At 59.9% G+C, this 19,999-nt stretch carries 12 protein-coding genes and 1 pseudogene; 6 read left to right on the top strand and 7 right to left on the bottom strand.

Going from position 1 to position 19,999, the window contains the following annotated elements; translation table 11 throughout:
- Positions 1-105 precede the first annotated feature (105 nt).
- Positions 106-1,446, bottom strand: a complete 1,341-nt coding sequence (locus NJU76_RS01680) for a coiled-coil domain-containing protein (RefSeq protein ID WP_254531079.1) — start codon at positions 1,444-1,446, stop codon at positions 106-108.
- Between the two features lie 1,460 nt (positions 1,447-2,906).
- Between NJU76_RS01680 and NJU76_RS01675 the strand changes: the two genes are divergently transcribed.
- Complete coding sequence (locus NJU76_RS01675; RefSeq protein ID WP_254531078.1) at positions 2,907-4,166, top strand: Zn-dependent hydrolase; 1,260 nt, start codon at positions 2,907-2,909, stop codon at positions 4,164-4,166.
- A 633-nt stretch (positions 4,167-4,799) separates the two neighbouring features.
- On the opposite strand, the gene NJU76_RS01670 is transcribed toward NJU76_RS01675, so the two are convergent.
- A complete protein-coding gene (locus NJU76_RS01670; protein ID WP_254531077.1) occupies positions 4,800-6,344 on the bottom strand; it encodes a glycosyltransferase family 39 protein in 1,545 nt (514 codons plus the stop codon).
- 429 nt (positions 6,345-6,773) lie between these two features.
- Between NJU76_RS01670 and NJU76_RS01665 the strand changes: the two genes are divergently transcribed.
- The 5 genes and pseudogenes from NJU76_RS01665 to NJU76_RS01645 all read left to right on the top strand — a co-directional run bounded on the left by NJU76_RS01665 (position 6,774) and on the right by NJU76_RS01645 (position 13,505).
- Positions 6,774-8,027: an RNA-guided endonuclease InsQ/TnpB family protein gene (locus tag NJU76_RS01665; RefSeq protein WP_254531076.1), complete on the top strand. Its 1,254-nt coding sequence runs from the start codon at positions 6,774-6,776 to the stop codon at positions 8,025-8,027.
- Between the two features lie 696 nt (positions 8,028-8,723).
- The gene (locus NJU76_RS01660) at positions 8,724-9,974 is read left to right on the top strand and encodes an arylsulfotransferase family protein (RefSeq protein ID WP_254531075.1); all 1,251 of its coding nucleotides are present in this window, start codon (positions 8,724-8,726) and stop codon (positions 9,972-9,974) included.
- A 161-nt stretch (positions 9,975-10,135) separates the two neighbouring features.
- Positions 10,136-10,570, top strand: a pseudogene (locus tag NJU76_RS01655) (ISH6 family transposase); the annotation flags it as partial.
- A gap of 50 nt (positions 10,571-10,620) precedes the next feature.
- Positions 10,621-12,162: a hypothetical protein gene (locus NJU76_RS01650; protein WP_254531074.1), complete on the top strand. Its 1,542-nt coding sequence runs from the start codon at positions 10,621-10,623 to the stop codon at positions 12,160-12,162.
- 239 nt (positions 12,163-12,401) lie between these two features.
- The gene (locus tag NJU76_RS01645; protein ID WP_254531073.1) at positions 12,402-13,505 is read left to right on the top strand and encodes an IS630 family transposase; all 1,104 of its coding nucleotides are present in this window, start codon (positions 12,402-12,404) and stop codon (positions 13,503-13,505) included.
- Positions 13,506-14,461: 956 nt separating this feature from the next.
- On the opposite strand, the gene NJU76_RS01640 is transcribed toward NJU76_RS01645, so the two are convergent.
- The 5 genes from NJU76_RS01640 to NJU76_RS01620 all read right to left on the bottom strand — a co-directional run bounded on the left by NJU76_RS01640 (position 14,462) and on the right by NJU76_RS01620 (position 19,931).
- Positions 14,462-15,901, bottom strand: coding sequence for a lipopolysaccharide biosynthesis protein (locus NJU76_RS01640; RefSeq protein WP_254531072.1), 1,440 nt, complete (start codon positions 15,899-15,901; stop codon positions 14,462-14,464).
- A 254-nt stretch (positions 15,902-16,155) separates the two neighbouring features.
- On the bottom strand, positions 16,156-17,085 hold the full coding sequence (locus NJU76_RS01635; RefSeq protein WP_254531071.1) for an LTA synthase family protein: 930 nt from the start codon (positions 17,083-17,085) through the stop codon (positions 16,156-16,158).
- Complete coding sequence (locus NJU76_RS01630; protein ID WP_254531070.1) at positions 17,075-18,100, bottom strand: glycosyltransferase family 4 protein; 1,026 nt, start codon at positions 18,098-18,100, stop codon at positions 17,075-17,077. Before NJU76_RS01630 ends, NJU76_RS01635 begins: the two co-directional genes overlap by 11 nt.
- The gene (locus NJU76_RS01625; RefSeq protein WP_254531069.1) at positions 18,100-19,023 is read right to left on the bottom strand and encodes an alkaline phosphatase family protein; all 924 of its coding nucleotides are present in this window, start codon (positions 19,021-19,023) and stop codon (positions 18,100-18,102) included. The genes NJU76_RS01630 and NJU76_RS01625 overlap by 1 nt, the downstream gene beginning before the upstream one ends.
- Entirely contained in the window at positions 19,023-19,931 is a 909-nt protein-coding gene (locus NJU76_RS01620) for an alkaline phosphatase family protein (RefSeq protein ID WP_254531068.1), read from the bottom strand. Before NJU76_RS01620 ends, NJU76_RS01625 begins: the two co-directional genes overlap by 1 nt.
- Positions 19,932-19,999: the final 68 nt, after the last annotated feature.

Below are 19,999 nucleotides of genomic sequence, written 5' to 3'. Positions count from 1 at the left end.
GCCGACCGATTCTCCGGAGTCTGACACGCCCAGCGCAACAAGAGATATTGTGAAACTGCGAGCCTCGATCACCACCGAGGGCGTCGTCGGTCGAATGGCGATTCCCTATTCCCGGTCGGTGGGCACGCTGCCCTGAAACGCGTCCTGCATGACCTCTCGGAACTCAGTGAACTGCTCGAGTTCGGTCTGGACCGTCTTCTGGGCGGCTTCGACGCTCTCGAGCGTCGTTTCGAGGTCGTCGAGCTTTGTGTCGACCACGTCGGTACGATGCTCGACCCGTGTTTCGAGGTCGTCGAGCTTTGTGTCGACCGCGTCGGCACGATGCTCGACCTGTGTCTCGAGGTCGTCGAGCTTTGTGTCGACCGCGTCGGTACGACGCTCGACCTGTGTCTCGAGTTTCGCCGTCCGATCCTCGACGGCCGCGAGCCGTGAGGCTTGAGTGGCTTGCTCGTCTTGTACCGCCTCGAGTCGCTCGCGCACTCCGTGCAGCTCGTCCAACACCTCGGTGAGAACGTCCTGGGCGGTCCCGTGATCGTCGAGGAACGCCTCCATGGCGTCGATATAGGCGGCGAGGTCCTGAAACCGCGACTGCAGGTACATCACCCGCACCTCGAGACCTGTGCGCGGACCACCGATGCCACCGAGGGTCTCCGCTAACTGGTCGCGTTGCGCTGGCGACGCGTCCGTATCCAGCGTCTCGAGGACGGCCTCGACGAGGTCGGCGACCGCATCGTCGCCGGCACGCGTCGCTGCCTCACGCCCGTCAGTTCCGGTCGCTGTGGCGCCGTCGTCGTCCGCGGCGCCCTCAGCTTCGGCCACGATATCCGAGACAGACACCTCGTCGCCAGGCATCGTAAACGAATTGTCCCGTATGGCTGCCTCGCGATCCGCGGCGTTCGACTCCGCGGTTTCCGCCCGTATGGCTACTTCGTGATCCACGGCGTTCGACTCCGCGGTTTCCGCCCGTATGGCTGCCTCGTGATCGGCGGCGTCCGGCCCCGCGTTTTTCGCCCATATGGCTGCCTCGTGATCCGCGACGTCCGACCCCGCGGTTTCCGCCTGTATGGTTGCCTCGCGATCGGCGGCGTCCGGCCCCGCGGTTTCCGGTTGCGGTTGCGCGGCGTCGACTCTGAGCGTCGGCGGCTGCTTATTGTCGGCTTCAATCTCGGCGTCGTCACCGGTTACTGTATACTCTGTCGTGAGCGACTCCTCGGGCTTGAGGCACCGTTCGTACGCGACCGTCCCCTCGGATACCGACCAGCGTGACGGATCCGTCGTCGGAACTTTGACGGTCGCGTCAGCCGAAACCGTCTCTAGGACGTGGACTGTCACCGACTGCTGCCGCGACGAGTTGAGTCGCAGTCCGATCTGCACCGCGTCGCCGTTCGTGTCGACGTGTTTTGTCACCGCAACGCCGGCCTCCTCAGTGGTAAATAGTTCTGCCATCAAACCTCTCCTCTCTCACCTGTGGGTTCGTATAATGAAACTAAACTATTTGGGTATCCGATACTCACGAGCCTCGAGTCGCCAAGAGTATACCGATAGTTGATCAATTGAACGAAACAGTACGCGGTGGCGTGCGGCTGGTGTGGCAATCGCGGCTGGTGGGGGGCGTCGACCGCCCGAGCCTGGCCGACGAGACGTATGTCAACTGACGTGATATTGCGAGCAATTCTGTGGCTTCTGCTTGCTAACGCAACCAACGGCCAGTCGGCAGCCAGCTGCAACGCCAATCACGAGCGTTCGCGAGCGATCTGTCAAGCGTGCGTGCACCGCGAATTCGGTCGGTGTGACGGCCATCGGGAGCGGTTCGTAGTGATCGATGAGTGGTCTCACCGGCGATGCTGCGGATCCGTACAGAAACGGCAGGACCCGTCACTGCTTGAGGGGACGCTCATCGAAGGGGTGGTTATGAAGGGGTACGCTGGCAGCGGCACCATCAGATGTGGCGCCCTGCCGTATCTCTGTATAACGGGACCCCGGTGAAACGCACGTCGCCAAAAGAATTAGGCCCCGTGGGAAACAGTGACCACCGAGCACTAGATTGCCTTCCCTCGATACCCCGAGCGATGAAAATGGAAACGCAATTCTCGGTGTGGATCGGACCGCACTGGCCGAATTACCTCCCTCTACCGTGCACGTCTCGACAGTACTTGTGAGTCGTCCTACTGGTCGCTTCCCCAATCCCACTGTCGTGTTGCATCGGAAAATCGGCGACAGGGGTGGCGGTTTGAATCCTCTTTCGGATTGCGGTGAACGATCGAAGGTCGAGAGCGCCACTGCACCCACTCAGTGAATAGGCTGAGCCCATTCTCTCAGGAGCCAGTCGACCATCGGCATGTTACGTGGTGGGTGCCGTACGGCCTCGTCTCACTCGGCCGCGATGGCGGAGACCACCTGTCGACACCCCGCCAACTGTTCCGTGCGTCTGCTCTCTTGATCACCGCAGCGTAGGGTGACTGCAGCCATCGACGGTAGAACGTAGCCCACGCCACTGACCGCTGGAAACCTCCTGACACGAGTGCCCCACCGGTAGTGTGTTACGATCCAATGGAGACATGGGTCGTACACACCGGTTCTCGATCGAGGTGACAGACGGCTCTGAGCTTCGGTCTGCGAAACGTAACACGAAAGCAATGGGGGCAATCGCTGGTGCCGACCGAGACCGACACAGCAATTATTGCGGCATATCGATGGCTGCAGGTATCCGCTGGAGAAATACCCAGTTGCGGCGGGTGGAACGCGATAGAATTGCGACTGGCCACAACCGATCTCCGTCACCCAACGACGTCGCCGACACGGCAGTTTCTCCGGAGAGGATTCTCCTGTGACTGTCTGATTCCCGGTCTCTCGAAAATGTTCTCAGATTGGTGAAGGTTTTTCAGCCCGCATATCTAGTGAACGGTATGCGTATCGACATCGATAGAGACCGATTGGTAGAAATGATGGAAGACCAAGCCGAGATCGGTGCTATCGACGGCGGCGGTCTCGATCGGTTGACACTGACGGACGCCGACCGCGAGGTCAGAGAGTGGTTCCGGGACCATATGGAGGCAGTTGGGTTGGACGTCCGCGTCGACGAGATGGGAAACATGTTCGGGCGCCGACCTGGAACCGAGCCCGATGCGGGAACCGTCCTGCTAGGCTCCCACCTCGACTCACAGCCCCACGGTGGTATCTACGATGGCCCGCTTGGCGTCATCAGCGCGCTGGAATTCGTGCGAACGCTCGAGGACGAAGATATTCAAACTGCCCATCCCGTCGAAATCGTCAACTGGACGAATGAGGAGGGGTCACGGTTCCAACCTGCCATGATGTCGAGTGGGGTCTGGGCCGGCGAAATTCCGCGTGAGGAGGCCTATCGGACGACTGACGACGAGGGCAAGCAATTTGTGGACGAACTGGAGCGAATCGGCTACCGGGGGGACGTTCCGGCCGAGCCACAGTACGACTACGATTCGTATCTCGAACTTCATATCGAGCAGGGCCCGTCTCTCGATGAGGAAAACCGCGACGTCGGTATCGTGACCGGCATCGTCGGCCTTCGCTGGGGGGAAGTCACGTTTCGAGGGCAGGCCAATCATTCAGGGACGACACCGATGCACTATCGGAGCGACGCGCTGGTCGCGGCGAGCGATGTCATCACGCAGGTGCGACGCATCCCCGGCACACTCGGCGAGCGAACCGTTGCCACGACCGGCGTCGTCGACGTTGCCCCCTCGTCGATCAATATCGTCCCAGCGGAAGTTCGGTTCACCGTCGACCTCCGCGACCCTGTCGACGATGTCGCCGACGAGGCGGTCGAGCGCGTGAAAGACGAGGTTCAGGCTGCCGCCGCACGCGAGGACGTCGAGTGGGAGTACGAGACGCGGATGGAGGCTAAAAGCGTCGCGTTTGCTGACCGGTGTGTCGATGCCGTGCGGTCCGCGGTCACTACCCTCGGCTACGGGGGCAAGGAACTCGTCAGCGGTGCGGGCCACGATGCGACATATACGGCCCGCGTCTGCGATACCGGAATGGTGTTCGCGGTGAGCGAGGCGGGGAAGAGCCACACTCCAGAGGAGTACACGAGCTGGGATGACTGCTACAAGGCAGCGAATACACTGGCGAATGCCGCCCTCGACCTCGCTGGTGACGCCGACGCTGGAGCAGAACGAAATGGATGAGAACCGCACCGTTCACTCCTGCTCCGGTCGTGAAGAGCGACCTCTCACGCCGGCGACACCGATTGCGAACGGGATCACGGCGAGGACGGACGGCTCATAGCGCCACCGCAGACCTCCCACGGAAGCACGTGAGCTACGTGTCCCACCTGCGATACCGTCCCCAATCGTCGTGACTGTCCCCACGCAGACACTGTTCGATCTGTTCGATCGTCACGCCCCGTGGACACCTGTCGTCTCTGGACGGCTCCGCGAGTCCGTTACAGCGGTGCCCTGCCGAGCCTGCTCGAGACGAGATACCCACCGCACCTCTTCCCCGTGAACGGCTGCCAGCCCGATGTGTAGCGGTGACGTCGTGATCGGTGGACTCTCTCGAGGCGCCAGTTGGTCTGCGGTCGGGACTCGCCGTGGACGTCAGCTGTCGTCGGGGCCGCGTGGATCCCGGTCGGGCGCGGCCGGCATGTCGGCATTGGTCGGCGCTGTTTCGGCGACAGCGAACCTGCCGCCGAGATCCGGGGAGCTGGATCAAATACCCGCGACGGTGGTGCGTGAATCGCCTCGGGGTCACGTCCCGAGGTGATTCACGATGGCGACTGACTCGGGGAGACGTCGATGGTGACGATGCCGACGGCGATCTCATCCGTCGTTCGACGTCCGCTCGAACCGGACCACCGTGATTCCATTGTACCGTGTCACCTGCACCGGACCACGGTAGTCGGAGCGGTTCTTCACCGCCCGGAGAATCCGCTGATTCGTCGACGAATCGGTGTACGATAACACGATCAAGACGTCATCGTGTCCGTCGACGGACTCCTGTACTTCGTCGGTCGTCGCGTCCGCATCGATCCGGACCGTGGGGATGTCTGAACGATCGAAGTAGTAGTCGAATGTCCGTTCCGTGAACGGTCTGCTCACGAGGACGACGTCGTCGCCATCGACGGCCGACTCGACGTCGACGGCGGCCTCCCGCCACTGTTCTTTCTGGTCATTCTGATAGTACGCGGGGAGCGGCGTCACGAGGCAGACGAGGAGCACCCCGACGACGACGTACCGAAGCGACGGGCGCGAGAACGTCCGCACTCCTTTGGCGATCAAGAGGAAAAACGCCAGCGACGCTCCGATCGAGTAGCGATCCACGAAGATTGGCGTGACGACGTGTGAAAGGGCGATCGGGACGAGTATCGGCACGACGAACCAGAGGACGACCACGTACGTGGCGTTTACCGGTTCGTTCTGGCGCTCGGTCTCCGATGTAGTCCCACGGTCGCTCGAGAGCGCGAGTACCAGACAGCCCGCAGCGACGAGCGAGACCAGCAGTGGGAACGACTCACCGAACAGGTAGCCGCCGAGATAGGCGGCGAACGTCTCCCTGACAGTCTCGGCCGTCGGCAGCGGAATCCACGAGACGTTGCTCGCTTCGCCGCCGCGTGCCGCCATCATACGGCGGAACAACTGCATCAACCACGGAGCAAGTAACAGGGCAGTGATCCCCTGGAGAGTGATCCAGCGGCGTCCCGTCAGTCGCGATCGGGGGACGATTCGGTCGAGGTACCGAGAAAAGACGTACGCGTTCTGGGCGAGTATCGCGAACAGACCGAAGACGTGTGTGTAGCCGAGGAGGACCGTGGAGACGACGTACCCGATGTCTGTATGACCACCTGCCTCGTCGGTCGGGCGCTCCGTCTGTATCCGTACGAACCAGTAGAACGAGAGCGCGGTCAGCAGTGCGAGGAGATTGTACATCCGCACTTCCTGGGAGTACCAGACGTGGAACGGCGAAACGGCGACGAGCAACGCTGCGATTGCCCCGACTTCCCGGTCGAAGAGGCGTCGACCGACCCCGTAGAGGACGACGACGGTAGCGATGCCGACGAGGGCCGACAGCAGTCGTGCGGCTAACTCGCTCGTTCCGAAGATCGCTGTCCAGGCGGAGAGGAGGAGATAGTAGAGTGGCGGATGGGGGTCGTTCCCCGGCACGCTGAACAGGAGTTCGGACGGCGTGTTCGACAGTACGGTGGTCACCGAGAAGGCTTCGTCGAGCCAGTAACTCTCGGACTCCAGCCGGAACAGCCGGAGCGCAGCCGCGAGGAGCGTAATCGGATACAGCTCGACCGGTATATCCTGCAGGGAGCGATCCTGGGTTATCTCACCTACGTTTTCAGTCACCGAGGGCAGCGACATGATTCCGCGTGCAACGATTTAGCGTATGAAGGTTGGCGGTCTCTCGGAGATACCGATGAAGTACCGTCCTCTTTCGCCTCCTTCGGGCGGTGGCATCCCTGGTCGAGCGAATCGGAGAGTCGCGTCCGTTGCAAAATCAGCGCAGCGGCTACTGGTGTGACGTCCTCGCCCACCGTACACGGCGGGACTCTCTCGCTGTTTAAAGAAAGCACGTTCGACGAATCGGAGGAGTCGTGCTTTCGGGAGAATATCCATCCTCCCTCCCACTACTCACCCGTCGTGTTTCTCAGTACTGGTTTCAACTAAACGGTAGCGCGGAGTCCCCTTCCTCAAGCGCGAGTGAATGCGAGCGGTAGGGAGGGGAGGAGCGCGTTCGTATAGCTGGGCATTTCATGCATCTATAAATAGCCACGGGACTACATTGAATAAGTGGCAGACGACTACGTGCGTCGGACGGCAATTACCCGCCTCTCGGTAAATGGTGAGCAACGCGACTTGCTCGAAGATACCATCTCCGAGTGGAAGCGGGGGTGCCAAATCGCCACAGACCTCGCATGGGGACGGTGCAACACCAAGAGTGACGTGCAACCCCTCGCCTACGATTCTGTGCGCGACCAGACCGACCTCGGGAGTCAGCACGCGATTCTCGCCACCCACCAAGCCTCACAAGCCATCACCAGTTGCATCGATCGCCGGTCGAAGGGCAAGAAGGTCAGCAAGCCGTCGTTCACCGCGCCGACCATGAAGTACGATACGCGGACGATGACGGTGTTCGATGACGATACCGTCTCCCTCTCCACGACGGAGAGCCGGGTCCGGTGTCCGCTTGACCTTCCCGACGCTGACGATGGCTACCAGTGTCAGTATCTCGACTCGGACGAATGGAGTGTTACGGAAAGTACGCTCACCGCCCGAGATGGCGAGTTCTTCCTGCATATCGGCTTCCGCCGGTACAAGAACGATACCGAACGGAACACCGCCGAGGACGGAACGGTTCTCGGGGTTGACCTCGGTATCGAAAACCTCGCCGTTACCAGTACCGCCTACTTCTTCAGCGGACGGGAGCTCACCCACAACCTCCGCAAGTTCGAGAAGGTACGCGCCGGGTTGCAACAGACCGGGACGCGAAGCGCCCACCGGACTCTCGTACAGTCGAGTGGTCGGGAACTCCGTTACGTCCGCGACGTACTACACCGAGCGTCGAACTCGCTGATAGACGAAGCACTCCGCTACGACTGCGACGTAATCGCGTTCGAGAACCTAACCCACATCCGCGACCGAACGGGTGCGTCATGGGGGCACAAGTGGGCGTTCCGAACACTTTACGAATACGTAGAGTACAAAGCCGAATCGGTCGGAATATCGGTGAAGCAAGTGGGGTCGGCGTACACGTCAAAGCGGTGTTCCGAGTGTGGATTCACGGCAGACGAGAATCGCCCGTCGCGCACCGATTTCCAGTGCGTGAAGTGTGGGTCAGGAGCGAACGCGGATTACAACGCGGCGAAGAACATCGGTATGCGGTACGTCCGTCGAGGCCAACAGTCGTCTCGGCGGACGGGCGACAGTCAGCTCGCCCTCAAGTCTGGAACGGTGACGCCGAAGAGCGGATTCACCGCCTACCCTGACGGGTTCGAGGCCGAGTTCACGGACAAGCCCCACCCTCAAAGCACCGAAGGTGCTTAGGGTGGGGTAGTTGACCAAAGCCAATTAGCTGAAAGAGAGGGTGCTAAGCCCCCGTCTTCAACGAGCGACCGAAGGGAGCGAGTAGGGCGGGGTAGTTCACTTAGATCTGGTTATAGAGATGCGAGGAGAATACCTGCGCGTTTCGGCGCGGGATGAATCCGACAACTCGGACGGAATCCACGCTTCGATGACCAGTCCGAGATTTCTTTCCCATACGTTGAAGTGGCAGGTAATCCTCTGAGAGCGGAGGAGTCAGGCAGGGAATAGAGTGATTCCCGCCAGTCCGACGATGGCGGCCTGGCCGCCCCAAGCAATCAGACACTAATCGGAACCAGTCGATGACCGCCCACCCCTCACAGGGGTGACGCGGAGTCGACTGCTGGAAGCACCACAGAACGTAACTCCGAGTCTGTCGAAGCCCACTCGACCCTCGCCGGGCACAAACAACCACGAGGGTCGAACACGGTCGAGGATAGGAGTACCAGGAGTTTGGCACTCCCAGCAGTCCCACTCGCCACAGTCCATGAACCCCGCACGGATTCGCACCGTGTCGGGGGTCGGTGGAACTGCACACCTGAAATCTCCACCGCTCAGGATTCCTCCGCGTGAACGCGGAGGAGGATGTCAATACAAACCGTAGTCGGAAATATACCTGCAAAAGATTATTACTTGAGGGCCGGGGGCACTACACATACCATGCGATCGCTCTCCCGTCGCCGAGTCGGCTGGGCTCTGGTTGCCGTGGCCGTCGCTGCGGTTGCGCTCTCACTCGGCGGCACCGCCCTGGTGGCACCGGCCATCGAGAAGACCGACAATTCTCGTGACAGGGTTACGCTCACCACCGGGCAGAGCGACGGCGTCGTGACGGCGTTCGACGGGACCGGCGATGTCGTCTGGAGCCTCGACGTCGGCGACAAGGCGTTCGACGCGACGCGTCTCGACGACGGCACCGTCCTCGTCGCGGCGACGTACGAAGACGTTGAGGACTGCGGCCGGTTCGATCCGCCCTGTGGCCGGACCGGGTTCCAGATCATCGACCCGAAGCCGGAACCGCGGGTAGTCCGCGAGTGGACGTATCCCGTAGGGACTGCCCACAACAGCGAGGTCCACGACGTCGAACGGCTCCCCTCCGGTGAGATCCTCGTCGCGGACATGGAGTACGAGAGCCTGTTCACCGTGGCCGAAGACGGGGCGGTCACCTGGCGTTGGAACGCCAGCGAACGGTACGACGAGCCAGCGGACACCACCGCGACCGACTGGCTCCACGTAAACGACGTCGATACGCTCGGCGACGGCCGATACCTCGTTTCGGTCAGGAACGCCGACGAACTCCTGATCGTCGAGCGTGGCGAGGGCGTCGTCGAGGTGATCGAAGGCGTCGCCGACGGGCGAGCCGACAGGGTGCTGTTCGAGGCCCAGCACAACCCCCAGTACCTCGGTGACGACGCCCTGCTCGTGGCCGACAGCGAGAACGACCGGATCGTCGAAATCCATCGCGAGGACGACGAGTGGACCATCGCCTGGAGCATCACGTCGGCCAACGGGCTCGCGTTCGACTGGCCGCGCGACGCGGACCGCCTGGAGAACGGCAACACACTGATCGCCGACTCCCGACACCACCGCGTCGTCGAGGTCACGCCTGACGGCTCGACCGCCTGGAGCGTCCGCGGTCCTCACCTCGTCTACGAGGCCGACCGTATCCCGGAGGGCGAGCGAGTTGGCGCGCAGAAGTACGATGACGCCGTCGTGCTCGACGGTGGGCCGTCGAATGGCGGCCGAGACGACTTCTCGCCGTTCGACGGCGGTCTCCCGCTGTTCGATACGGTCCACGAGTCGCTGACTCACGTCGTTCGCGTTCCCTACTGGCTTCTCCCGTGGCACCTCGCTGTAATCGCAGCAGCGATTCCGACGGCCATGATCGGGCTGGCGCTCGTTCGGAGAGGTTGATCAGGTAAGTGATGGGCCGCCTCGCAGCGGTCGCTCGGAAGGGGACTCCACGAAAACGGGGAGTAACGATTCTTCGAAGAGTTGTCCGGCATATCGATAGATCAGCGCACTATGCCGACCTCGAGCCACTGCACGCTACCCAAGTCAGACCTCGGTACTTGGTCGCACTCTATTGCCCGAAGAATGAGCGTTTTGCGATCCGTGAGCGGATCGACCAATCACTCGAGAATCTGCGGATGGAGTTCTGGAGGTGAGAACATCAAGAGTCCCCGAAAGCTGCAGTGTATCTCCACGACTTGGTAGAAGCACCCGTGATGTTCGCGAAAGTTGCGCTTGACCAACACCGGGCTCTATGGACGTCCAATGTGGTCGAACGAGCCGTGGGTGACGTTTCGAAGCGGTGTATGAATCAGTCGATGCGATGGTCAGAAGCTATGGTAAAGTCGCTTCTCTGGGCGAATCTGGTGCAGTATGTCGATCCTGAGTAGTTCGCGGCGTTCGCCGACGAACCGCTCGAGCGATTAGCCAAAACAGCCATCACGATGGAAGTGTCAGTTGAGGAAATCAGAGGCGAACACGAGACGACGTTGCGGTGAGACCAGTTATCCCGATATAATTATCAATTCTCGTGATGTGTATTTCTGGTATGGATAGACGAACGGTATTAGCGGGGTCGGGACTCGCATTCTCTGCTGCGTTCGCTGGCTGTTCCGAACGCAAGACGGCCGCCGAAAACGAGAATGACGACAATCTCCATAATCGGGGGAACGATACCGACCAGGATGATGAGAGAAAAGCGCATGACACCCAGGAAGAAGAGCAAGCGGATGCCGAAGACGATGAGGACAATAAGCTGAAAGAACGACCCGACGTAATCCTTCCCGAGGAAGCTAAAGAGCATCTAGACGTTCTCAACCACGAACTCGACTCGAACAGAACTGGGTGTGAGTTTTACGTAGAACTCGAGCGAGTGAGCAGCGACGACAAGTACCACGTCTCATTTGATACCGAGGTGACGCTCTATTCCGACGACGGTGAGACGATCGGAGAGCGCTCTGGCCCGAGTGTAGGTAGGGATAATCTCGAACAGGGGGAGAGCCGAATCTACTCGATTAGTTTCGACGCCTGCGAAGGAGCTGATCAGTATACGTTCGAGATTGTGAATTTTAGCGTCGTCCTCTCAGCCGACGCGGTGGAGGCGGACGTCAAAATCCATCCCAATCTCGAGGATAAGCTCGACGTCAGTCACGAGTTCAGTTGGGTGGGCGAACCTGGGAGTGGCCAATGTCGGATCACTATCCGTGCCAGAAACGTCACTCAGGATTACGTCATCAGTGCCACCGTGAATAATGATGATCTCGATCTCGGGTTCACTACCCTCGAGCCAGGTGAAGTCGATAGCAAGAAGATCGAGGGATCCTGTACCAAGGATGTTGAGCGTTATCTGGTTCGGATCGGGACGTCGGACCACGAGATCGAAGAAAACAACCTGATTAACGATTACCACGAGGAGATCGAGGCAGTGGGAGAAGTGGTTCTCCCCGAGGAAGCGAAAGAGCACTTAGTGGTTCGAGATCATGCGCTTGTCCGACGTAATTCGGACCAAGACGAATGTGAAGTTCGCGTAGAACTCAAGAAAACGAGTGTTGATAAGTACCTTCTCTCCTTTGATAGCGAGGTGGAGCTCTATTCTGACACCGGTGAATACATTACGGGAAGACTCGGTTTTCGTGAACAGTACACCCAGCTCGAGGAAAATGAGAGCCGAGTGTACTCAACTAGTTTCGATGGCTATGAGGGAGCACCGAAATATGGGGCCGAGCTTAGGCGTTTTGACGCATTCGTGCACGTCGATGAACTGCAACCCGACTTCGACCTAGACCCCGAACTCGAAGGAAAACTCGAGATCACGGATCACTCGATCAGCTTTGAAGAGTCAAACGAGTACGCTCCGGTCTACGATGTTGAGTTCAGCCGCAAGTCTGCAACAGTGAAAAACATCACTGAGAAGTATCGTCTCTCTGTTAAAGGACCGGATGGTGAATATCACAAGAAAACGGTTGATCTCGAACCGGGGGAAACGGCAGACTTTACGCTCACGGGATGGCAATACTCTGCTTCTGCCAACGACGAAACGTACGGTTTCAGTATTGAAGCGGTGAAAGTCACCGATATCAATAACCCGTAAAGTACCACGGGGATTCTCCCATTGCTTCGCTGTGTTGGCGGCAGGCGTGAACTACTCCGCCCTCCCGCGCTCGGGCCTCCCCGGCCCTCGCTTGGTGCGGACGGAGCTTCCTGTTTCTGTGTCGGAACGTGCAGGAACAGATCCCACAGCGTCCACAAGACGCGGAGCGTCTCGTGCGGCCCGGCAGAACGCCGTAATGAGTGACGGAAGTTATGGGCATAGACTGAGACGGGCGAGTAATGGGAGGAGACCGGCGAGGCGATCTTGTTCGTCATCTAAGTGAGCAGGAGTTGGATCGTCTGCTGGACGAAGCAGACGATCCAAAGATCATCAAGCGACTCACCTTTGTCAAACGTCTCTACAAGGGAGCAACGTACGAGGAAGCAGCCGACGACGTTGGCAAATCTGCGTCGACTGGAAGTCGCTGGGCGCGTCGATGGAACGATGGCGGACTTGGTCAGTTGACACCGAACTTCGGGGGCGGAAGGCCCCCGAAGCTCGGTGACGAGGAACAAAAGCGTCTTTTAGAACTTCTCCGGGAGGGGCAACCCTGGAAAGCACAGGAAGTTCATCAGCTCTTGGACGAAGAGTTTGGTGTAGAGTACCATCCGGATTATCTCGGTCGATTCCTCCGGAATCTCGGACTGTCCTACGCTAAACCACGTCCAAAGCGCCCCTCTCGGCCACAAAACGCAGATGAAATCCTCGAAGAACGCGTCGCAGACGCGTTCGACGAGGAGACAGAGACGGCACATAACAAGCGTCCTGATGATGAGGACGAAGGATGGGTCCTCGACGACGATATTTGCACGGATGGGGGAACTGTCGTCGGTTTTTGTGATGCTTCGCATCCACAACCATACGACAATTCGCATCGACTGTGGTACGTTGATGATCCGACACTGGAACGACCGCTGGTGAAACTTGACGAACCAGCGGTCGGATGCTATACGCTCAACGGCGAAAGTGTCCTGACGTTCCCTGAAGATCAATCGAAAGAGAACATCTGTGCGCTATTGGAGCAAGTCCGCGAGCAGAATCCGGGAACACGGATTCTGCTCGTCTTGGATAACTTCTCGTCTCACATCTGTGAACACACGCGCAAGCGCGCACATCAACTCGGTATTGATCTCGTCTTTCTTCCGGTCGGCTCACCGCATCTCAACCCGATTGAACAGGTCTGGAAAGTACTCAAACGCACTGCCTCGCCAATCGTGGTGGCGAGCGAGAGCGCGTTCCGAACTCTCGCTCGCCGTCTCTTTGACACCCTTACCGATCGACTCGGATTTGCCAAGTCCTGGATCGATCAATTCCTCAGTCCATATTTGCAAAAGTTATCTTGATCATTATGGCGTTCTGCGGACGGTTCCAGACTCCGCAGGCGACTTCCCTTTACAGGTGGTTCGGAGTGTCCCACTCCTACCGAATCGACACTCGGTCACAACCGACGATGCACGCTTGTTGTCGCGTTTGAACACCGCCGGAAGCGTGGTGAGCATCTTACTCTCACCTTCGATCGAAGGGATAATAAGGGTGCCGATTCACACGAAAACAAGACGTGCGGGCGCTGTCTCCCCTCCCTGCTCGCTTCGCTCGCTGCAGATAGCGCGGGACCGTCGGTCCCGCTGACCATGCGAACGGCGTCGCCGTGAGCAGAAGGTGGGGTTAGCGCCCTCAATTACAGCTAAAAACGGGCCAGATGGCCGCAAGCGAAGGCAATTCCCCTCGGTCCTCCCGAGTGGGTCGTCTGGAAGTACCACCCGAAAACTGGGTTTGTCCGTGAGGGTCGGCCGCTCCACTACGGCCCCATGATGTCCGTCGCACCACGCCGAAGACGTGGTTTGTGAGAGAGCCACATTCCTCCGCACCTGTACACAGGGGCGACGAAGTACGGTCGGTAACCCGATACCTGTATGATCCAGCACGATAGACCGGAAAGTAATTATTACTCGATTCACCCTCGGGGTCAAGCACCGAGGCGCTCTTGCTGTAACACTGTAGAATTTCACTGCGGTACATTCCTTTCCTGAGCATCACCGACTAGACGATCAAACACTCCAGCGTCACAGACGAGAAAGCCTACGACAGTTCAGACCATTTTATGGCGGATTTGAGAATTAGTTCAGTCGCCCGGAGTTGTCGTTTTCGTATGCCGTACGCCACATCGCGTGTACCGCTCGCGTTACACTGGGTGTTTCGTGAACCACCTCGGGATCACGCCCCGAGGCACTCGGCCTGCTCCGCCTGTAGACCGCCTTCGAAAAGACGTGGGAATTCGAACAGCGAGACACCTGCAGGGTCACATTGCCTCCGAGAGCACCGAGCTGAGGGTGAGCCGCAACTGATCGCTTAGTACGAGGAGGACGACCCCATACGTGGCTGCGCCCACCGCAACGAGCGACCCGAGTACGAACCACGAGTCCACCTGCACGTTCATGCGTGCGAGCGTGACGACGGCGAACATCGCGGCCCCGGCGAATACCTGTTCGAAGAGAAGCCGCGGGAACAGCGACACCTCCGGAACTCGGCGGTTCAGCGAGAGCGCACAGAGGACGTATCGCGTAGACTCGGCAAGTACCGTAGCGATGACGACGCCAATAGGACCGTATTGAAGCGTTAGTGCGACTCCGACTACGAGGTTGAGCGCCAGTGTGGTTAGATCGATCATCATCCCGAGTTTCGGGAGGTCGAGTCCGTCGAGTCCCTGTCGGTATGGGTTCGACTGGGTGGCGAGGAGCTGATACAACGCGAGGCCGACTAGCAGAATTGCACCTGGTCGGTACTCCGCGCCAAACGCTGTGACAATGAGTCCCTCGGAGAGCGCGAGCGCGCCGAAGAACATCGGTACCGCGAGGATGCTAGCGAACGAGACGGTGTTAGTGATATCCGTCGCGACCGCCTCGCCACGGCTTTCGAGGTTGCTCACCTTGGCCATCAGCCCCGACCCCGCGACGTACGAGACGAACATAGCCGGAACGGTGAGCTTGAACGCTGCTTCGTAGTAGCCGACTGCAGTAGTCGTCGTAAGCCACCCCAGAACGAGGAGATCAAGTCGTTTGAACGTCTTCCCGATAAATCGGGCGACAATGCTATATCGGGCGTACTCCCACAGCGATCCGAGCGTCTCTACCGAGGGGACGACCGGCTGAACCCGGAGGAAGTAGTGAATGACCGGAACTGTGAGCAAGGTCGCGGCCGCCAGCCCATATCCCATCCCGGCCGCACCGAATCCCGCTGCGACGAATCCGAGCTGGAGGCCGAGTGTCAGCACCGACCGGAGAGTGTCGTTCCACGTTTCAAGGCCGAGGTAACCGTCAGCTACCAGGAGCTGCTGGAAGGGATGGAAGAACACTAGCGTGGTAAAGAGGATCATGAACAGTGGTCCTGCGGCGTCAAAGCCGGTGAATCCCCCAAGCCAGTTACCCGCGACCGCGATACCGACCGTGATGCTGCCGATGGCCAGCAAGTTCGCGAGCAGGAGACTGCCGAGGATTTCACCCTTCCGCGCGTCGGCCTCGGAGAACCGCTTTTTGGCCGCGACGCCAATTCCCGCCAGCGGGCGGTCAGTCACCTGAACGAGGGTGAGAAGCAGGTAGAATCCGCCGAAATTTGCTGGGCCGAGGACGCGCGCGAAGACGACTGCCCCGACAAATCCCAGTACTGCCTGTACCATCTTCCCGGAGACACCCTTCAATGTCTCCAGTCCGAGACTCATACTGCCCGCGCCGTCGTCCGACATTTCTATTCGGCCGGGAGCACTTCCCCGAGGAGGTTAGTTACTTTGTTCTGTAGCTCTGAATGTCAAATATACGTAAAATGTGTCCTCGTCCCTCGAATCCCGTCGTGCGTTCGAGACGTGCTTCGAACTGGCGACACAGCCGCCGTCGGTCGCGATGGATATGCGTCTGGACACATCGCTACGAAGTACCATGAGGCATTGGAGATGCTTGGCCCGTGACCGTTGGCAATAAGGGTACTGCACGGTACGTCGGATCAGACGTACCCGAGATTTCTAAGCCGTTCGACGACCGCTTCGTCGTTCGTCTCAGCCTCGCCCATCTGGGGGTCTGGGTCGTAGTCTCCGGCATCGGCGGCCGATGTGACGTACCACGGGACGCGGCGTATCGCTGGGATCGGGATGTTCGGAGGGTGGCCCCAGATTCCCCACTCGCCGAGTGCGTTGGCGTGGTCGGCGGTGAGTACGACGTGGTCAGCGTCGATACTCCTCAGTAGTGTCTCGGTGACCTCGTCAAGCACATACCGCAGATTATCGAGGTAGGCCGTTTGGACAATCGCCTTGTCCACGTCGCCGTGGCGGATCCGCTCCCAGATACCGCGTTCCTCGCGGTTGGCGAACGTATCTGCGTCGTCGAATCCAGCCGCGAGGTCCGGTTTCGAGACGAACGGGCCGTGGGGTTGCATATAGTGGACGATCATCCTGTCGGGCGCGACCGTCCGCCAGACCTCGACGGCGTGATCGGTTATTGGCCGGGGGTGGATCGTGCCGATCTCGGCATCCCAGCTGTACCGCCATGCCTCCCGAAGCGCGGCGAACTCGTCGTCTTGGACCGTCTCTGACGAGAACGGATTCCCCGTAACGTACGCGGTACGGCGCTTCTGGTCGTCGTACTGCGGAGCGAAGTTGCGGTCCATCCACGACTTCGAGTACGAGGCGTTCGAGTAAATCGCCTCCCCGTCGAGACCGTACTCGTCGGCGACGTCTCGCATCATGTCTGCCCGACAGGCGTCGAGTATCACGAGCACGTCCCACTCGCGGTCGAAGATGGGGGTTCCGTACTCGTACATCCCGTCCATCTGGCGGAGCGCACCGAGGTACAGTTGGTACGCCGACTCTCGGATACCGACGAAACCGTTTTGTTTCACGCGCGTTACCGTGTCCTGATACCAATCACTAAGCGTCATACATCGCTTCCATCTCGGCTGCAACCGCAGTAAACGAGTTTTCGTTTCTGTACTCGGTCATCCGCTCGGCGAGTCGCCGTCGTCGCTCATCGTCTTCGAGAATTGCCCGAACCGTCTCCTCGAGGTCGTCGGCGTCGGTGAGTGCGACGCAACCGTACTCGTTCGCCAACCGCTCGAAGTACGGAATTCGCGTGCCGACGACCGGGAGTTGGTAGGTCGCACACCGATTAAATGTCCCGCTCTGATTGATGTCGCGGTACGGGAGTACTGCGAGATCGCTGGCAGCGAACGATGCTTCGAACGTTTTATCGTCAAGGACGCCCGTTATCCGGAGGTTAGCCAGTGCGCGTTCGCGGAGGCGATCTTCGAGGTTCTCGCGTCGACTCCCACCTGCGAGGAGGAACTCGTAGTCAGGCATAGCTTCGGCGAGATCGACGAACCGATCACACCCCTTCCGGTGGGCGAGGAATCCGTGGTGGGTTATCACGGTGTCGTCGGGGTCGTAGCCGAACGACTCCTTGGCGGCTTCCGGGGAGAGGTCCCTGCGCTCCGTCCTGACGCCGTGAGGCATGATTCGCGTGTCGGCCCTTGTGACGCTAGCGAGAAAGTCACGCTCGGCGTTGGCCGAGAGGAACAAAAGCTGATCGGTAGATCGGACCAGCGTTTCGTGGACGAGTCGGAGGTACGCATACTTGAGTCGGCTTCCGTCCGCGTCCGTGCGCTGCCAGACCTCGTGGACGGTCACGATTGTTGGACCGCGAGTGAACGCAAAGACCAGCGGCAGGAAGAACAGCGTGAACACTCCCTTCGGTCCGAACATCCCGTATACGTACTGGACGTGCGCCGCCGACGCGTGTCTCGCGCCGATGGCGGCCCGGAGGTAGCGGAGCGGATTTATCCACTCGCGATTGACCGGTATCCTGCGCACGTCCGCGTCGACGTGAGCGAGGAGGTCGTCAGTATACGCGCCGACACCGCCGTGTGACCTCGGCGGGGCGAAGATGTGTACTGTCATCACAGGTACCCGAGTTCTGCGAGGCGTTGCTGAACGCTTTCGTCGTCGGCGTTGGTCGGTTCGCTCTCGTCAAACGTGGGGGTGACCGACCCGGTATCGGTCGCGCTCGTCCGACACCACGGCACGCGTCGGAGTGTGGGCGCGAGGACCCCGTTCTCGTGGCCGTAGAGGAACCACTCGCCGAATAGGTTCCCATGATCCGAGGTAATCACGACCTCGGGGGCGTCCACGTTTTCGAGCAGTCGCTCCACGTCGTCGAGGACGTATCGGAGGTTCTCCCGGTAGGCGTCCCACGCGGCGTCTGGATCCACCTCACCCTCCCGAATCCGCTGCCAGACGTTCTTGCCCGGCTCGCCGGGGTTGTTTTTGCTTGGCCCTCCGTCGAGCGGGTCAGCGACGAATGGGTGGTGGGGTTGCATGTAGTGAATGACCATCCGTTCGGGGTCGCGCTCGCGGTGGTGGTGAATGGCCCGGTCCGTCAGCGTATTCGGCCGTATTGTCCCCGCCTCGTAGTCCCAGTCACGCTCCCACACCTCGTCGAGGAGAGCGAACTCGGCTCCGCTGAGGAGATTGTCCGAGAAGGGGTTACCGGTCACGTACGCCGTCCGGGCTACCTCGTCTCGGTAGCCGTCACTGAATGTCTTCCGAATCCACTCGTGGGAGGCACCGCCAACGGAGTAGCTGGACTCGACGCTCAGCCAGTCGTACTCATCCTCGACTTCGGTGGCGAGGTCGTACCGGCAGGCGTCGAGAACCACCAGCAGGTCCCACTCCTCGTCGTAGACGTGCTGGCCGTAGTCGTATACCCACTCGGTCCGCTTCCACGCGCCGAGGTACAATTGGTAGGCCGACTCCCCGAGGCCATCCCACCCTCGCTCGCGAACGTCGTCCGTGGACTCGCGCAGCCAATCTCGCAGCGACATTATAGGTAACCGAGGTCTCTAAGTTTGTCACTCACTGCGACCTCGTCCCGCTCGGGGACGATGTCCGGGTCGTGTTCGCCGGTGTCGGTTGCGGTCGTCACACACCATGGCACGTCCCGAACCGCCGAGAGAGGGATGTCGCCGTGGCCCCACATCCCCCACTCGCCGAAGGCGTTGCCATGGTCGGCGGTGATGATGGCGCGGTCGGCGTCCACGTTCGCCAGCAGAAGTTCCACATCGTCGAGTACGTACTGGAGGTTCTCCCGATAGGCGTCCCACGCGGCCTGGGGGTCAATCTCACCGTCGCGCAACTTGTCCCAGACGGGGCGGTCGGGATTCTTGAGGTCGTGGCGGTTCATTCCAGAATCGAGTGGGGTTGGAACGAATGGGTGATGGGGCTGCATGTAGTGGGCGATGAGACTGTCGGGATCGTACTTGCGAGCCTGTTGGACGGTCACGTCGGTCACTGCCCTCGCGGGCACCGTGTTTAGCTCTTCATCCCACGCGTACTTCCAGACCTCCTCCATATTGCGGAATGGCTGGTGGGACAGCATTTCGTCGGAGAACGGGTTTCCGGTTACGTACACCGTGTTTCGAATCTTGGAGTTAGGGTTCTCCACGAAGTTGCGCTTCATCCAGCGCTTCGAGCCCCCGGCTAGCGAGGTCGTGCGTTCGGTATCCACGAAATCGTACTCGTCCGCAACCTCGGCCATAAGGTCAGCGCGGCAGGCGTCGAGAACCACCAGCAGGTCCCAATCGCGTTCGTATATCGGGACTCCGAAGTTGTGAAATCTATCGACGCGGCGGAGGGCACCAACGTAGAGTTCATGAACCGAACGTGTAACGCCGTCTCCTCCGTTTTCACTAATACGGCGTTTCGTGTCCGACATCCATTCGGCAAAGGTCATCGTTGCGCTGGGTTTCGTAGTGACTACTATATAGTTGTCTCCCCCATGACCGTGGTCGTTCGGGACGA

Source organism: Natrinema gelatinilyticum, assembly GCF_024266705.1.
Taxonomy (GTDB): Archaea; Halobacteriota; Halobacteria; order Halobacteriales; family Natrialbaceae; genus Natrinema; species Natrinema gelatinilyticum.
This window is presented reverse-complemented; position numbering and strand designations above follow the sequence as displayed.

Coding starts and splice junctions, on each gene's coding strand:
- NJU76_RS01660 (WP_254531075.1), top strand. CDS start 8,724: ATGCGATCGCTCTCCCGTCGCCGAGTCGGCTGGGCTCTGGTTGCCGTG.
- NJU76_RS01620 (WP_254531068.1), bottom strand. CDS start 19,931: ATGACCTTTGCCGAATGGATGTCGGACACGAAACGCCGTATTAGTGAA.
- NJU76_RS01640 (WP_254531072.1), bottom strand. CDS start 15,901: ATGTCGGACGACGGCGCGGGCAGTATGAGTCTCGGACTGGAGACATTG.
- NJU76_RS01630 (WP_254531070.1), bottom strand. CDS start 18,100: ATGACAGTACACATCTTCGCCCCGCCGAGGTCACACGGCGGTGTCGGC.
- NJU76_RS01670 (WP_254531077.1), bottom strand. CDS start 6,344: ATGTCGCTGCCCTCGGTGACTGAAAACGTAGGTGAGATAACCCAGGAT.
- NJU76_RS01635 (WP_254531071.1), bottom strand. CDS start 17,085: ATGACGCTTAGTGATTGGTATCAGGACACGGTAACGCGCGTGAAACAA.
- NJU76_RS01680 (WP_254531079.1), bottom strand. CDS start 1,446: ATGGCAGAACTATTTACCACTGAGGAGGCCGGCGTTGCGGTGACAAAA.
- NJU76_RS01645 (WP_254531073.1), top strand. CDS start 12,402: ATGGGAGGAGACCGGCGAGGCGATCTTGTTCGTCATCTAAGTGAGCAG.
- NJU76_RS01650 (WP_254531074.1), top strand. CDS start 10,621: ATGGATAGACGAACGGTATTAGCGGGGTCGGGACTCGCATTCTCTGCT.
- NJU76_RS01675 (WP_254531078.1), top strand. CDS start 2,907: ATGCGTATCGACATCGATAGAGACCGATTGGTAGAAATGATGGAAGAC.
- NJU76_RS01625 (WP_254531069.1), bottom strand. CDS start 19,023: ATGTCGCTGCGAGATTGGCTGCGCGAGTCCACGGACGACGTTCGCGAG.